The following is a 14031-nucleotide window of genomic DNA, read 5'->3' on the forward strand; positions in this document are numbered from 1 at the left end:
CTGTCGCTTAGTGAGCGTCTTTTTCTTTCAGGGGCAGCGCTACCCAGATCCCTTCCTTGTCCTCCCGGCATTCCAGCGCGGTCAGTGATTGTCCTTCGCAAGGCCCCGCTACGCACTCGCCATTCTCTATCAAAAACAGCGCGCCGTGGCTGGCGCAGCGGATCAGGCTAGCGCTGCTGTCCAGAAAATGATCAGGTTGCCAATCCAGAGCGATACCTCGATGCGGGCAGCGGTTTTCATAAATGAACACCTTGCCCTCACGACGCACTGCCAGCAGCTTGTGCGCACCCGGTTCAAACCCTTTGCTTTGAGCTTCGGGCAGATGCAGCGATGGGCAAAGGAATATCAAGGTGCCTCCCGAGAACAAGTTCAGGCCGTCAATCAGCCTGGTCAGTTTGACAGACTCTTGGTGCTCTCGCCCTTGCGGGGTTCATGTGACTAGTGATGTCGGATTCTTCCTGTCTTTATGTAGCTGATTTCTGGCTGTAGGGCTTAGGCGCCCATCAGCCGGCCTAGCGGTATACCGTTCCGTAAATACCTACAGATAGGCAAAGCCATGAAAGCACTGACAGCAGTTGAGGAGCAGCTTGCGCGCCAGGCGATAGGATTGCTGGACTTGTTTGCCCTTAATACCGACAACACCGAGCAGCGTATTGTCGGTATCTGCCAACGAGCATGGACGCCGGTCGGGCCAGTCGCTGCCGTCTGCGTGCAGCCTCGCTTTGTGTGCCTGGCGCGTACCACGCTGGACCGGATGCTGGCGAGGGACGTCAAGGTGGTTGCCAGCGTCAATTTTCCTAATGGCAGCGGCAGCATGGCCTCAGTGGTGTCCGAAGTGCGTGCGTCTCTGATGTCCGGGGCCGATGAGATTGACGTCGTCTATCCTTTTCGCGCATTGCAGGGCGGTAATCGGCAGGCTGGTATCGAGCTGTTGGCGGCTTGCGCATCGCTCTGCGGCAAACGGTATACGTTGACCGCGACGCTGGAGACTGGCGACCTGCGAGACTCGCAAATGATCCTCGATGCCTGCCGCGATGCGATCGATGCGGGTGCTGATTTCATCAAGACCGGTACCGGCAAGGCGACTGCCCATGTGACGCCTCAGGCTGCGCGGATCATGCTGGGGGCAATTGCTGATGTCGGTGGGCAGGCAGGCCTCAAGGTTGCAGGCGGTATTCGTACGTTTGACGAAGCGCGTTCCTACATGACCTTAGCCATTGACCGGTTTGGTCCGCAGTGGGTCAATGCTGGCCGATTGCGCCTGGGCGGCTCAAGCTTGCTGGATGATCTGTTGGCGAGACTGGGCCTGATTCAATTGAACAGCGGCGGCTTTTGAGGTCTTGGCCGCTGGTTGCTAAATAGCGGGCAAAAAAAGACCCGGCAAAGAGCCGGGTCAAAAACCGTGATTAGCCTGATGAGGAGATAATCTGAAAGTCCGAACCAAGGTCTTTCAGGCTACCGGCCAGTCTCGCGACTGGATGTGATAATCATAACGATTCTCATTTGTATGTCAACGTTTCTTTTCCCGTGCTTTTACGGGCTTTATCAACTCTGCTCAGCGGATGCGATAGCGCAAGCGCGTGCCGAAGTTGACCGACATCAGAATCTCGTCAGCTGACAATTCCGCAGGGAAAAAGACCCCCGATATCTGCGCGTGGGCGATGCTCGCGCCTTCCAGCGGTGTGTTACGCAGGTCCAGACCGCGCAGGTCGGCGGACCTGAAGTAGGCGTCGGTAAAATCGATACCTGTGGTGTCCAGCGAGCGCAGGTCCAGGCCCCGGAAATCGCCACCCACCATATCGATGGTGCCGGTTCGTGGTTTCTCCTGATTGAAACCTTCAACATCATCCTTGCGCAGCAGCATATAAAGCGGTGAGTCAATGTGTTTAGGCTGGCTCATGACGGCCTCTTGATCGCGTTGGATTTATGGCGCCAGTATATCGCCATCATCGAATGGCCGTGAAGCATTACCCGCTCAACGGCCATGCATCGTTTTACAGTGTAGGCAGACGCTTGCGCAGGTTATCGACGAGGCTGTCCATATCACCGCTGATGTGGGTCGCTACCTTCTTGCTGTGCAGAATTTCGTCTGCGCTCAGAGGTTCGCGACTGGCTTGCTGTGCCTTGATAACCTCCAGTGTCGCGTCGGAAGGGTCATTGTTCTGTGCCTGACGCTGTGCAAGCCAGCTGGCGATCACGGCCTGTGGCGCTTCGCAGTCGAGGATCAAAAACGGTACGGCGGTGGCTTCGGCTATTTTCGCCGCTGCTTCACGCTGCTCGTGCTTCAGATAAGTGGCGTCGATCACTACCGAGAACCCGGCCCGCAACGTCTTGCCAGCCAGTTCGTGCAAGCGTGCATAGGTTTCGATGCTGGCTTCGGTGTCGTAGATATCCTGATCGCGTCCGGCAAACAGGCGTTTGCGTTCGATGTCGGAGCGCAGACGAACGGCGCCCAGTGATTCGACCAGGCGCATGGCTACGTGGCTTTTGCCAACTGCCGAAACACCGTGGGTAATCACCAGAAACGGCGAAGGGATGGCGCTGTAGCTTTCGGCCAGGTTGGCGTAGTTGCGATACTGGCGCAGTGTCGCCGCACGCTGTAAACCATCGGCGTCCGGGGCTTGACTGAACAGCGCTACCTTGGCACGGACCAGGGCGCGGTAGGCTTTATAGAAGTTGAGCAGTTCCAGACCTTCATAGTCACCGGTGACTTCCAGGTACTGACTGATCAGGCGTCGGGACAACGATTTCAAACCCCGGTCTTCAAGGTCCATTGCCAGAAAGCCAATGTCGGCATACACATCGGTCTTGCGGAATGGCTCGTTGAATTCGATGCAGTCGAACAGCACGACCTTGCCATCGATCACGGTGGCATTGCCCAGGTGGATATCACCGTGGCACTCACGGATGAACCCCCCGGCCTTGCGCTGGGTCAGCAGGGGCTTGAGCCGGGCAAAGCTCGATTCGGCCCAGGCTTGCAGGGCGTCGAGCTGAGCCAGGTCGACTTCTTCACTGATCAATGGGCGAATCTGCTCAAAGTTCTGTATGACTGGAGCCATGACGCTGTCAGGTGAGCCCAGCTCGCTTTCACTGGTCACGCGCGGCGACTCAAGGTGGAATGTCGCGATCTGGTGTGCCAGCTCATCGATGTGGGCGGTCGTCAGCTCGCCATTGGCCTGCAACGTGCTGAGCAAACCATCCTGCGAAAACTGGCGCATCTTGAGTGCGTAATCGACCACTTCGCCATCGCCGCCCAGCTGCGGTGCTTCGGCCGAGCCGGTGATCGCCAGCACTTCGAGGTACAGGCCGTCAGTGGTGCGCTGGTTCAGGCGCAGCTCTTCGCGGCAGAAATGCTCGCGCAGGGCCAGCGTGGTGAAATCCAGAAAGCCGAAATTCATCGGTTTTTTGATTTTGTAAGCGTAAGGGCCTGTCAGCAGAACCCACGAAATGTGCGTTTCGATGACCTGAAAGTTCTCCACCGGATGAGGGAACAGGGCAGGGTTTTGCAGGGCTGCAATCAAAGACTGGCTCACGGACGATCCTTCAGGAATGTGTTCAAAATGTAAGTGCTGGATGCAGCCATTATGGCCGCTTGGCGCGAGGCTGCAAACCGCTGACTCAGGCGTCTGTCGATCCTTGGCAAAGTGCGTATAATCCGCGCCCATGACTCGATCCCGCACCTCTCGTTCCCCTAAAAAGCAACCTCCCCGCAGCCTGCACAAGTGGCTGGGCTGGGCGTTGAAGCTTGGTATTGTCGGCCTGGTCCTGCTGGGCGGGCTGGCCATTTATCTTGATGCTATCGTTCAGGAGAAGTTTTCCGGCAAGCGCTGGACCATTCCTGCCAAGGTCTATGCACGCCCGCTGGAGCTGTTCGTCGGGCAGAAGCTCAGTCGCGACGACTTTCTCATTGAGCTTGATGCGCTGGGCTATCGCCGCGAAAGCGTGGCCAATGGCCCTGGCGCAGCAGCGGTCAACGGCAATACTGTCGACCTCAATACCCGAGGCTTCCAGTTCTACGAAGGCACCGACGTCGCTCAGCAGGTACGCGTGCGTTTTTCCGGCGACTCCGTGGCCGACCTCTCTTCAGGCAACGGTGCCAAGCTGGCCGTGGCGCGGCTTGAGCCGCTGCTGATCGGCGGCCTGTACCCGAAGAATCTCGAAGACCGGATACTGATCAAGCTTGATCAAGCACCGCCTTATCTGCTCGACGGGCTGGTGGCGGTCGAGGACCGGGACTTCTATCACCACTTTGGGGTGTCACCCAAGTCCATCGCTCGGGCTATCTGGGTCAACAGTTCTCAGGGGCAGATGCGTCAGGGCGGCAGTACGCTGACCCAGCAGTTGGTCAAGAACTTCTACCTGACCAACGAGCGCAGCCTGACCCGCAAGCTGACCGAGGCCATGATGGCGATCCTGCTGGAGATTCATTACAGCAAGCAGGAAATCCTCGAGGCCTATCTTAATGAAGTATTTGTCGGTCAGGACGGTCAGCGAGCCGTTCACGGCTTTGGTCTGGCCAGTCAGTATTTCTTCAGCCAGCCGCTGTCCGAGCTGAAAATCCATCAGGTCGCGATGCTGGTCGGGCTGGTCAAGGGGCCGTCGTTCTACAACCCGCGCCGCAACCCGGAGCGAGCGCTTGAACGACGCAATCTGGTGCTCGATCTGTTCGAACAGCAAGGTGTTGCGACGCCGGAAGTGGTCGCCGCAGCCAAGAAAATGCCACTGGGTGTGACCAAGACCGGCACGCTTGCCGACAGCTCGTTCCCGGCTTTTCTGGATCTGGTCAAGCGCCAGTTGCGGGAAGACTATCGCGACGAAGACTTGACTGAAGAGGGGCTGCGAATCTTCACCAGCTTCGACCCGATCCTGCAGATGAAGTCTCAGGCCGCCATGGACGACACGTTCAAGAAGCTCGCCGGGCGCAAGGGTGTGGATGAGGTTCAGGCAGGTATGGTCGTCACCAACCCGGAGACCGGTGAGGTGCAAGCGCTGATCGGCGGTCGCGAGGCCGGGTTCTCGGGTTTCAACCGTGCTATCGACGCCGTACGGCCGATCGGTTCGCTGGTCAAACCGGCTATTTACCTGACGGCATTGGAGCGTCCGAGCCAGTACACGCTGACCAGCTGGATTGCTGACGAGCTGTTTCAGGTCAAGGGCGCCGACGGTCAGATCTGGAAGCCGCAGAATTACGACCACAAATCTCACGGCAACATCTTTCTGTATCAGGGGCTGGCGCATTCCTACAACTTGTCGACTGCCAAGCTGGGCCTTGATCTGGGTATCCCGAACGTTTTCAAAACGCTGGCCAAACTGGGCGTGACCCGCGAGTGGCCTGTGTATCCGTCGATGTTGCTGGGGGCGGGTGGCTTGAGTCCTATGGAAGTCGCCACCATGTATCAAACCATTGCCAGTGGCGGGTTCAATACGCCGATGCGCGGCATTCGCAGCGTGCTGACCGCTGAGGGCGAGCCGCTCAAGCGTTATCCGTTCAAGATCGAGCAGCGTTTCGATCCGGGGGCGATTTACCTGGTGCAGAATGCGATGCAGCGTGTAATGCGCGAAGGTACGGGTAAATCTGTTTACAACGTGTTGCCGAGTTCGTTGAATCTGGCGGGCAAGACCGGCACCAGTAACGACTCTCGCGACAGCTGGTTTGCCGGTTTCAGCCAGGATCTGCTGGCTGTGGTGTGGATGGGCCGTGACGACAACGGCAAGACCCCGTTTACCGGGGCTACCGGCGCCTTGCAGGTCTGGACCAGCTTCATGCGCAAGGCCAATCCGCTTCCGCTCGACATGGCAATGCCGGACAACGTGGTTCAGGCATGGGTCGATGCACAGACTGGTCAGGGTTCGGACGCCAGCTGCCCGAATGCAGTGCAGATGCCGTATATTCGCGGCAGTGAACCCCAGCCGGGCGCAACATGCGGCGGCGCTCCAGCACCTGCCACTGAGGTGATGGACTGGGTCAAAGGTTGGTTGAACTAGGCAATCGAGGTTTTGAAGTGAATAAATGGTGGATTCCGGCTTTAACGACACTGGCCTTGCTGAACGGCTGCGCCAGTGTAGAACGTGGCTCGATTCCGGTCGTGGACTCGAGCTCCAAGGTGTCCAACAGCGAGCGCGTCGCCGCTTCGCGCAATGGCGCTTACCGGGCTAATACCGCTCCGGTTCAGCAGCAGCCGCAAGCCGTGCCACAGGATTCGGGTGTCGTGGTGATGGTGCCGGGTGCTGGTGGTGCAGGCGGCGCGGGTGCTGGTGAAAGTTTTTCGGCCCCGGCCAGTCAGGCACCTTTCAGTGTCAACACGCCGCCTGCCGATGCCGCTCCGGTCAATCAGGCGCCGATCAACTCTGCTCCGGCGAACAACAGTTACAGCATGCCGGCTGCGTCCGCACCGACTGGCATCCCGTCCAGTGGCGGCGGTCTGTCCGAGGACGAGCAACTTGACGGGCCGGTGCTGGCCTTGCTTACCACCGCTCAGCAACAGCAGGGCAGTGGCGATCTCAACGGCGCATCTTCCAGTCTCGAGCGCGCCCAGCGGGTCGCACCGCGCGAGCCTCAGGTGCTTTATCGTCTGGCGCAGGTACGTCTGGCTCAGGGCGATGCTGCCCAGGCCGAGCAACTGGCTCGTCGTGGCCTGACTTACGCCAATGGCCGTGCCAGCCTTCAGGCCAGCCTGTGGGGGCTGATTGCTCAGTCTCGCGAGAAGCAGGGTGATGCAGCCGGTGCTGCGCTGGCGCGTCAGAAGGCTCGCTGATGGACCAGCGTTTACCTGAAGTTGCCGAGCAGTTGCTGTTGATCGAGCGCGAACTGCGAGCGCTGGGGTGGTGGGATGTCACGCCGCCCAGCGAAGAAGCGCTGTCCAGTCAGGAGCCTTTCTGTGTGGACACGCTCGAGTTTGCGCAGTGGTTGCAGTGGATCTTTTTGCCGCGGATGAAAGTCATCCTCGAACGCGACCTGCCGCTGCCCAATGCTTCCGGCATTCTGGAGATGGCTGAAATGACCTACGCAGGTTGTTTGAGCCAGACCCGCTCGTTGCAGCAGCATCTGGCGCGCTTCGATCAGTTGATCACCGCCGCTCGTTGAGCAACGCTGTCTAGCGGCACATTTCGCTGATGGCCTTTTCTGTTTCCGCTATGCGCGTCTTGCGATTATCTTCGGTAAGACGCCTGGACTCACCGCCCACCTGCTCGCGAACTCGCGGATTGTTCTGCAACTGCGCGAGATTGGTGCGCAGGGTTTCGCAGCTCTGTGCACGCTGGGCTTCCTGAGCCTTCACCTGATTTTTGACTTTCTGGTCAATCGCACGTTGCTGCGCTGCACCGTCGTCCGAAGGCGTGCCTGGCGCTACTGCGGGCGGTGGCGTCTGCACGTATATTTCCTGCACCTGCTGGTCGGTTGGCGGTTGGGCATCGAAGTGCGTTACGCCTTGAGCATCGACCCATTTATAGATTGAAGCGGCCTGGCTGGTCGTGCCGATTGCCAGTGCGGCAGCGAGAATCATCCAATGCATGTCGAGTCCTTGAGTGGTCTGTGCAGGCAGAAAACTACCATAACAGTGCATTTCAGTCCGAAACGGTGCGAATTCACAGGCTTGCTGTCAAGAAAGCGCACGGATGACTTGACTTGAGGGGGGGGAATCACAACAATCCAAAGTTCGCTGTAGAAGGACTGCCAGAAGCAGACCCTCTCGGTAGATCATGAGGCGCACATCCGCGCCGACCTGTAACACCCGCAACGCGTTACCTCGCGCTGGGTGGGAATGTTCCGCAACACTCAGGGACATCCCAATACTTGCTCAGTCAGTGCTGACGTAGTCGGCGACCACCGTCGCTCATGCTCTGCTGGCAGTAAACCTATTAAGACCCGTCCCGGAGTGGGCGGTATTCTGGCGTTTTAGAGGTGAACAACGTGGAGCTTTTATCTGGCGCTGAAATGATCGTCCGTTTTTTGCGTGACGAAGGCGTTGAGCATATCTATGGGTACCCGGGTGGTGCTCTCCTGCATGTCTACGATGCCCTGTTCAAAGAACCGGCGGTGAGCCATATTCTTGTTCGCCACGAGCAGGCTGCCACGCACATGGCCGACGGCTATGCGCGCGCTACCGGCAAGGCGGGTGTGGTACTGGTGACTTCGGGTCCTGGCGCCACCAATGCTATTACCGGCATCGCGACTGCTTACATGGACTCCATTCCGATGGTGGTTCTGTCCGGTCAGGTTGCCAGCACGCTGGTGGGCACCGATGCGTTCCAGGAGACCGACATGATCGGTATCTCCCGGCCGATCGTGAAGCACAGCTTTATGATCAAGCACCCGTCGGAAATTCCGGAAATCCTGAAAAAGGCCTTCTATCTGGCGCAGTCCGGTCGTCCTGGTCCTGTTGTTGTCGATATCCCCAAAGACATGACCAACCCGGCCGAGAAGTTCGAATACGTCTTTCCCAAGAAAGCCAAGCTGCGCTCCTACAGCCCTGCGGTTCGTGGTCACTCTGGCCAGATCCGCAAGGCTGTCGAGATGCTTCTGGCAGCCAAGCGTCCTATCATCTATGCCGGTGGCGGCGTGATCATGGGCAATGCTTCGGCGCAATTGACCGAGCTGGCTCAACTGCTGAATGCGCCGGTCACCAATACCCTGATGGGGCTGGGTTGCTATCCAGGCACTGATCGTCAGTTCGTCGGCATGCTCGGCATGCACGGCAGCTATACGGCCAACCTCGCGATGCACCACACCGACGTTATTCTGGCTGTCGGTGCGCGCTTCGATGACCGGGTGATCAACGGCGCGAGCAAGTTCTGCCCCAATGCCAAGATCATCCACATCGACATCGATCCTGCTTCGATTTCCAAGACCATCAAGGCCGACGTGCCTATCGTCGGTCCGGTCGAAAGCGTGCTGACCGAAATGGTCGCCACCCTCAAGGAGATCGGCGAGACACCTGACAAGGCATCGGTCGAGGCGTGGTGGAAGCAGATTGACGAGTGGCGCGGGACGGGCGATCTGTTCCCGTACAACCGTGGCGATGGCACGGTCATCAAGCCGCAGGCAGTTATCGAAACACTGTGCGAAGTCACTAAGGGCGATGCCTACGTGACGTCTGACGTAGGTCAGCACCAGATGTTTGCTGCGCAGTACTACCGATTCAACAAGCCGAACCGCTGGATCAACTCCGGTGGTCTGGGCACCATGGGCTTCGGCTTCCCGGCTGCGATGGGCGTGAAACTGAGCTTTCCGGACGAGCATGTTGCCTGTGTGACCGGCGAAGGCAGTATTCAGATGAACATTCAGGAGCTGTCGACCTGTCTGCAATATGGTTTGCCGGTGAAGATCATCCTGCTCAACAACGGTGTACTGGGCATGGTTCGCCAGTGGCAGGACATGAGCTACGGCGCGCGTCACTCGCATTCCTACATGGAATCGCTGCCTGATTTCGTCAAACTGGTCGAAGCGTATGGCCATGTAGGCATGCGCATCACCGATTTGAAAGATTTGAAGCCGAAGATGGAAGAAGCGTTTGCCATGACTGACCGGTTGGTGTTCCTCGACATTCAGGTCGATGTGACCGAGCACGTCTACCCGATGCAGATCAAGGACGGCTCCATGCGCGATATGTGGTTGAGCAAGACGGAGCGGACATAATCATGCGCCATATCATTTCCCTGCTGCTGGAAAACGAACCGGGTGCGCTGTCTCGTGTAGTGGGCCTTTTCTCCCAGCGCAACTACAACATCGAAAGCCTGACGGTCGCGCCAACCGAAGACCCGACCCTGTCGCGTCTGACGCTGACCACCGTGGGCCACGATGAGGTGATCGAGCAGATTACCAAAAACCTCAACAAGCTCATTGAAGTGGTCAAGCTGGTCGACCTGTCGGAAAGCGCTCATATCGAGCGCGAGCTGATGCTGGTCAAGGTGAAGGCCACTGGCGCGCAGCGTGCCGAGATCAAGCGGACTACGGACATTTTCCGTGGCCAGATCGTCGACGTGACTGCCAGCGTCTATACCGTGCAGATGAGCGGCACAAGCGACAAACTGGACAGCTTCATTCAGGCCATCGGCACTGCCGCCATCCTGGAAACAGTACGCAGTGGCGTGACGGGCATCGCCCGTGGCGACAAAGTGCTGAGCATCTAACTCAATTAAGCAAATGGCCTGAACGGCCAAGATAACAGGGGATTTCCATGAAAGTTTTCTACGACAAAGACTGTGACCTTTCGATCATCCAAGGCAAGAAAGTCGCCATCATCGGCTACGGTTCGCAAGGCCACGCTCAAGCGTGCAACCTGAAAGACTCCGGTGTTGACGTCACTGTCGGCCTGCGTAAAGGTTCGGCCACTGTCGCCAAGGCTGAAGCTCATGGCTTGAAAGTGACTGACGTTGCTTCTGCCGTTGCTGCTGCCGACGTGGTCATGATCCTGACCCCTGACGAGTTCCAGTCCCAGCTGTACAAGAATGAAGTCGAGCCGAACCTGAAAAAGGGCGCAACACTGGCGTTCTCCCACGGCTTCGCCATTCACTACAACCAGGTCGTGCCTCGCGCTGACCTCGACGTGATCATGATCGCGCCGAAGGCTCCGGGCCACACTGTGCGTACCGAATTCGTCAAAGGCGGCGGTATTCCTGACCTGATCGCGGTTTATCAGGATGCGTCCGGCAACGCCAAGAACGTTGCTTTGTCCTACGCTTCGGGCGTTGGCGGTGGCCGTACCGGTATCATCGAAACCACTTTCAAGGACGAGACTGAAACCGACCTGTTCGGCGAGCAGGCTGTTCTGTGCGGCGGTACTGTCGAGCTGGTCAAAGCCGGTTTCGAAACGCTGGTTGAAGCGGGTTACGCGCCAGAAATGGCTTACTTCGAATGCCTGCACGAACTGAAGCTGATCGTTGACCTTATGTACGAAGGCGGTATCGCCAACATGAACTACTCGATCTCCAACAACGCCGAGTTCGGCGAGTACGTGACCGGTCCTGAAGTCATCAACGCCGAATCCCGTCAGGCCATGCGCAACGCTCTGAAGCGCATCCAGGACGGCGAATACGCGAAGATGTTCATTACCGAAGGTGCAACAGGCTACCCTTCGATGACCGCCAAGCGTCGTAACAACGCTGAGCACGGTATCGAAGTCATCGGTGAAAAACTGCGCTCGATGATGCCTTGGATTGCGGCGAACAAGATCGTCGACAAAGACAAGAACTAAGCATTCAGCTTCACAAAAAAACGCGGCCAATCGGTCGCGTTTTTTCGTTATGGGTCAGGCTCTGGTATAAAGCTGCAATTGTTTGCTGGCGAACCCTCGCCGCAGACCTGTGTCGAACCTTTTCATACCGCTGCAAGGTAATCTCCATGAGCGAACGTCCTGAAGAGCCCATCAAGGCCTCTGACGCTGAAAGTCTGCTACCGATCGATGAGCATGTAGAAGAAGGGCATGACGCCGAAGGCCGGCAAGTCCGGCATCGCGGTATCTACCTGCTGCCTAACCTGTTTACCACTGCGAATCTGTTCGCTGGCTTCTATTCCATCATCAGCTCCATGAGCGCACAAAGCGCGATGAGTGCAGGTGATACCGCCGGTGCGAGCAAGTATTTCGCATTCGCGGCGATTGCGATCTTCGTTGCTATGGTGCTCGATGGCCTGGATGGTCGTGTTGCACGCATGACCAATACCCAGAGCGCATTCGGCGCCGAATACGATTCCCTGTCCGACATGGTCGCCTTCGGTGTCGCCCCGGCGCTGCTGGCGTTTGGCTGGGCATTGGGTGACATGGGCAAGGTCGGCTGGATGGTGGCCTTCATCTATGTGGCGGGTGCTGCATTGCGACTGGCGCGCTTCAATACCCAGGTCGGCAAGGCTGACAAACGTTACTTCATCGGTCTGGCCAGCCCTGCTGCGGCAGGTGTTGTGGCAGGCACCGTCTGGGCATTCAGCGATTTCGGCATTCAAGGCTCCAAGCTGTCGTTTCTGGTGGCCTTGCTGGTCGCTGCAGCCGGTATGCTGATGGTCAGCAACATCAAGTACAACAGCTTCAAGGAGCTGGACCTGAAAGGGCGCGTGCCTTTTGTAGCAATTCTGGCCGTTGTGCTGGTGTTTGCGGTGGTGTTCAGTGATCCACCGCGCATTCTGCTGCTGATATTCCTCGCTTATGCGTTGTCCGGACCGATTCAGTATCTATTGCATCGCCGTAAGGCCTAGCCAATGATCTGATTTCCACCATACTCCGTAGTCTATTGATGCATCAGTTCCTTTGGCCTGCGGAGTCATCATGCTAATCAAGCTTCCTTCTGCGTCCGACTCGAAAGAGTCGGACGTCACGCCTGAATCCATCTACCTTTCCCGGCGCACGCTGCTTGCCAGTTCGCTGGCCGGTCTGGCTGTCACGGCATTGCCGCGATGGGCCGGTGCAGCTGACGCCTCCCGTTACGCCGATGTGGAGGCGGGCAAGGCTCCGGGGTGGTTTGCCGACAAGCTGCCTGCTACCAAATGGCAGGCAGTCAACGTCAAGGACGAAGCGATCACGCCTTTCAAGGACGCGACTCACTACAACAACTTCTACGAGTTCGGCACTGATAAAGGTGATCCTGCCAAGAACGCCGGTTCGTTGCAGACCGAGCCGTGGAGCGTTGTGATCGATGGCGAAGTCGGCAAGCCGGGGCGCTATGCGCTTGAAGACTTCATGAAGCCCTATCAACTGGAAGAGCGGATCTATCGGCTGCGCTGTGTAGAGGCCTGGTCGATGGTTATTCCGTGGATGGGGTTCCCGATCTCTGAGCTGCTCAAGCAGGTGGAGCCAACGTCCAAAGCCAAATACATTCGCTTCGAAACGCTGGAGGACCCCAAGTCAATGCCGGGTCAGCGCTCAGACTTTGCTTTGATCGACTGGCCTTATGTAGAAGGGCTGCGTCTGGACGAGGCAATGAACCCGTTGGCGATTCTGGCAGTGGGTATGTACGGACGTGAGCTGCCTAACCAGAATGGCGCGCCGCTGCGTTTGGTGGTGCCGTGGAAATATGGTTTTAAAAGTGTGAAGTCCATCGTACGAATCAGTCTGGTCAGCGAGCAGCCCAAGACCACCTGGCAAAGTATTGCGGCCAATGAATATGGCTTCTACGCCAACGTCAACCCGACTGTCGATCATCCGCGCTGGACACAAGCTCGCGAGCGACGCCTGCCGAGCGGGCTGTTCAGCCCTAACGTGCGCGATACGCAAATGTTCAACGGTTATGCGGAGGAGGTTGCTTCCTTGTATGCAGGCATGGATTTGCGGAAGGACTATTGATGCGATATCCGTTTTTTCGTCTGGCGGTCTTTATTGCTGCCTGTATTGCGCCCGTGTGGTGGGTTTATCAGGCCTGGATTTTCGCCTTGGGGCCTGATCCGGGCAAAGCCCTCGTCGAGAACTTAGGCCTGGCAACATTGATCATGTTGCTGATCACAATGTCGATGACGCCGTTGCAGCGTCTTACCGGCTGGCCGGGCTGGGTTGTGGTGCGTCGCCAGCTGGGGTTGTGGTGCTTTGCCTATGTGGTGCTGCACATGGCGATGTACGCACTGTTTGTGCTGGGGCTGGACTGGGGGCAGTTGGGCGTCGAGCTGGTCAAGCGACCTTATATTATTGTCGGCGCACTGGCGTTTCTGTGTTTACTGGTGTTGGCAGTGACCTCCAATCGTTACAGTCAACGCCGCCTGGGCAGTCGCTGGAAAAAGCTGCACCGGCTCATCTATGTGATTCTGGGGCTGGGTTTGCTGCATATGTTCTGGATTGTCAGGGCTGATCTTAAAGAGTGGGCCTTGTATGCAGGTATAGGGGCGGTGTTGCTGCTGTTGAGGATTCCTGTGATTGCTCGGCATATCCCCCGTATTGGCGGGCCAGCAAAGGGCCGTTCGCACAAAGTTCAAAATAACGGTTGACGCCCTCTGTGATCTGTCTATAATTCGCCCCACTTCCGGCGCAGACGGAAACGAAAAAGCCTTGTAGATCAATAGGTTACAAGGCTTTGGAGTGAAGAGTCAGCGAGGGAGGAGGTCGAGTCTGCAGTGAT

Annotated in this window: 14 protein-coding genes; 10 read left to right on the forward strand and 4 right to left on the reverse strand. The window is 57.6% G+C overall.

From position 1 onward, the window contains the following. Window positions 1–7: 7 nt before the first annotated feature. Window positions 8–349: a Rieske (2Fe-2S) protein gene (locus ALO43_RS26720; protein WP_054998412.1), complete on the reverse strand. Its 342-nt coding sequence runs from the start codon at window positions 347–349 to the stop codon at window positions 8–10. Between the two features lie 207 nt (window positions 350–556). Here ALO43_RS26720 and deoC point away from each other — a divergent pair, with 207 nt between their 5' ends. Beyond that, window positions 557–1336: a deoxyribose-phosphate aldolase gene (gene deoC / locus ALO43_RS26725; protein WP_005895770.1), complete on the forward strand. Its 780-nt coding sequence runs from the start codon at window positions 557–559 to the stop codon at window positions 1334–1336. Between the two features lie 219 nt (window positions 1337–1555). On the opposite strand, the gene ALO43_RS26730 is transcribed toward deoC, so the two are convergent. Both ALO43_RS26730 and ALO43_RS26735 read right to left on the reverse strand, forming a co-directional pair. After that, window positions 1556–1900, reverse strand: coding sequence for a pentapeptide repeat-containing protein (locus ALO43_RS26730; RefSeq protein ID WP_005895773.1), 345 nt, complete (start codon window positions 1898–1900; stop codon window positions 1556–1558). A gap of 94 nt (window positions 1901–1994) precedes the next feature. Further along, a complete protein-coding gene (locus tag ALO43_RS26735) occupies window positions 1995–3533 on the reverse strand; it encodes a bifunctional aminoglycoside phosphotransferase/ATP-binding protein (protein WP_053481422.1) in 1539 nt (512 codons plus the stop codon). A 130-nt stretch (window positions 3534–3663) separates the two neighbouring features. On the opposite strand from ALO43_RS26735, the gene mrcB reads away from it, so the two are divergent. From mrcB to ALO43_RS26750, 3 genes are read left to right on the forward strand one after another with little or no spacing between them, the layout of a single operon-like run. Beyond that, the gene (mrcB, locus tag ALO43_RS26740; RefSeq protein WP_005895779.1) at window positions 3664–5985 is read left to right on the forward strand and encodes a penicillin-binding protein 1B; all 2322 of its coding nucleotides are present in this window, start codon (window positions 3664–3666) and stop codon (window positions 5983–5985) included. Between the two features lie 56 nt (window positions 5986–6041). Then, window positions 6042–6755, forward strand: coding sequence for a tetratricopeptide repeat protein (locus ALO43_RS26745; RefSeq protein WP_005895781.1), 714 nt, complete (start codon window positions 6042–6044; stop codon window positions 6753–6755). After that, a complete protein-coding gene (locus ALO43_RS26750; protein WP_005895782.1) occupies window positions 6755–7084 on the forward strand; it encodes a YqcC family protein in 330 nt (109 codons plus the stop codon). The genes ALO43_RS26745 and ALO43_RS26750 overlap by 1 nt, the downstream gene beginning before the upstream one ends. A 10-nt stretch (window positions 7085–7094) precedes the next feature. Here ALO43_RS26750 and ALO43_RS26755 read toward each other — a convergent pair whose 3' ends face one another. Continuing rightward, window positions 7095–7511, reverse strand: a complete 417-nt coding sequence (locus ALO43_RS26755) for a DUF4124 domain-containing protein (RefSeq protein WP_054998413.1) — start codon at window positions 7509–7511, stop codon at window positions 7095–7097. 398 nt (window positions 7512–7909) lie between these two features. Between ALO43_RS26755 and ALO43_RS26760 the strand changes: the two genes are divergently transcribed. The 6 genes from ALO43_RS26760 to msrQ all read left to right on the forward strand — a co-directional run bounded on the left by ALO43_RS26760 (window position 7910) and on the right by msrQ (window position 13900). Beyond that, window positions 7910–9634, forward strand: a complete 1725-nt coding sequence (locus ALO43_RS26760) for an acetolactate synthase 3 large subunit (RefSeq protein WP_005895786.1) — start codon at window positions 7910–7912, stop codon at window positions 9632–9634. 2 nt (window positions 9635–9636) lie between these two features. Then, window positions 9637–10128 (forward strand): acetolactate synthase small subunit, encoded by a 492-nt coding sequence (gene ilvN, locus ALO43_RS26765; RefSeq protein ID WP_005895788.1) that lies wholly within the window; start codon window positions 9637–9639, stop codon window positions 10126–10128. A 47-nt stretch (window positions 10129–10175) separates the two neighbouring features. Next, window positions 10176–11192: a ketol-acid reductoisomerase gene (gene ilvC, locus ALO43_RS26770; protein ID WP_005895790.1), complete on the forward strand. Its 1017-nt coding sequence runs from the start codon at window positions 10176–10178 to the stop codon at window positions 11190–11192. A 146-nt stretch (window positions 11193–11338) separates the two neighbouring features. Further along, window positions 11339–12184 (forward strand): CDP-diacylglycerol--serine O-phosphatidyltransferase, encoded by an 846-nt coding sequence (gene pssA, locus ALO43_RS26775; RefSeq protein ID WP_005895796.1) that lies wholly within the window; start codon window positions 11339–11341, stop codon window positions 12182–12184. Window positions 12185–12254: 70 nt separating this feature from the next. Then, window positions 12255–13268, forward strand: a complete 1014-nt coding sequence (gene msrP / locus ALO43_RS26780) for a protein-methionine-sulfoxide reductase catalytic subunit MsrP (RefSeq protein ID WP_005895798.1) — start codon at window positions 12255–12257, stop codon at window positions 13266–13268. Further along, window positions 13268–13900, forward strand: a complete 633-nt coding sequence (gene msrQ / locus ALO43_RS26785) for a protein-methionine-sulfoxide reductase heme-binding subunit MsrQ (RefSeq protein ID WP_024690402.1) — start codon at window positions 13268–13270, stop codon at window positions 13898–13900. Before msrP ends, msrQ begins: the two co-directional genes overlap by 1 nt. Window positions 13901–14031: the final 131 nt, after the last annotated feature.

The sequence above is a fragment of the Pseudomonas tremae genome, from assembly GCF_001401155.1.
GTDB lineage: Bacteria > Pseudomonadota > Gammaproteobacteria > Pseudomonadales > Pseudomonadaceae > Aquipseudomonas > Aquipseudomonas tremae.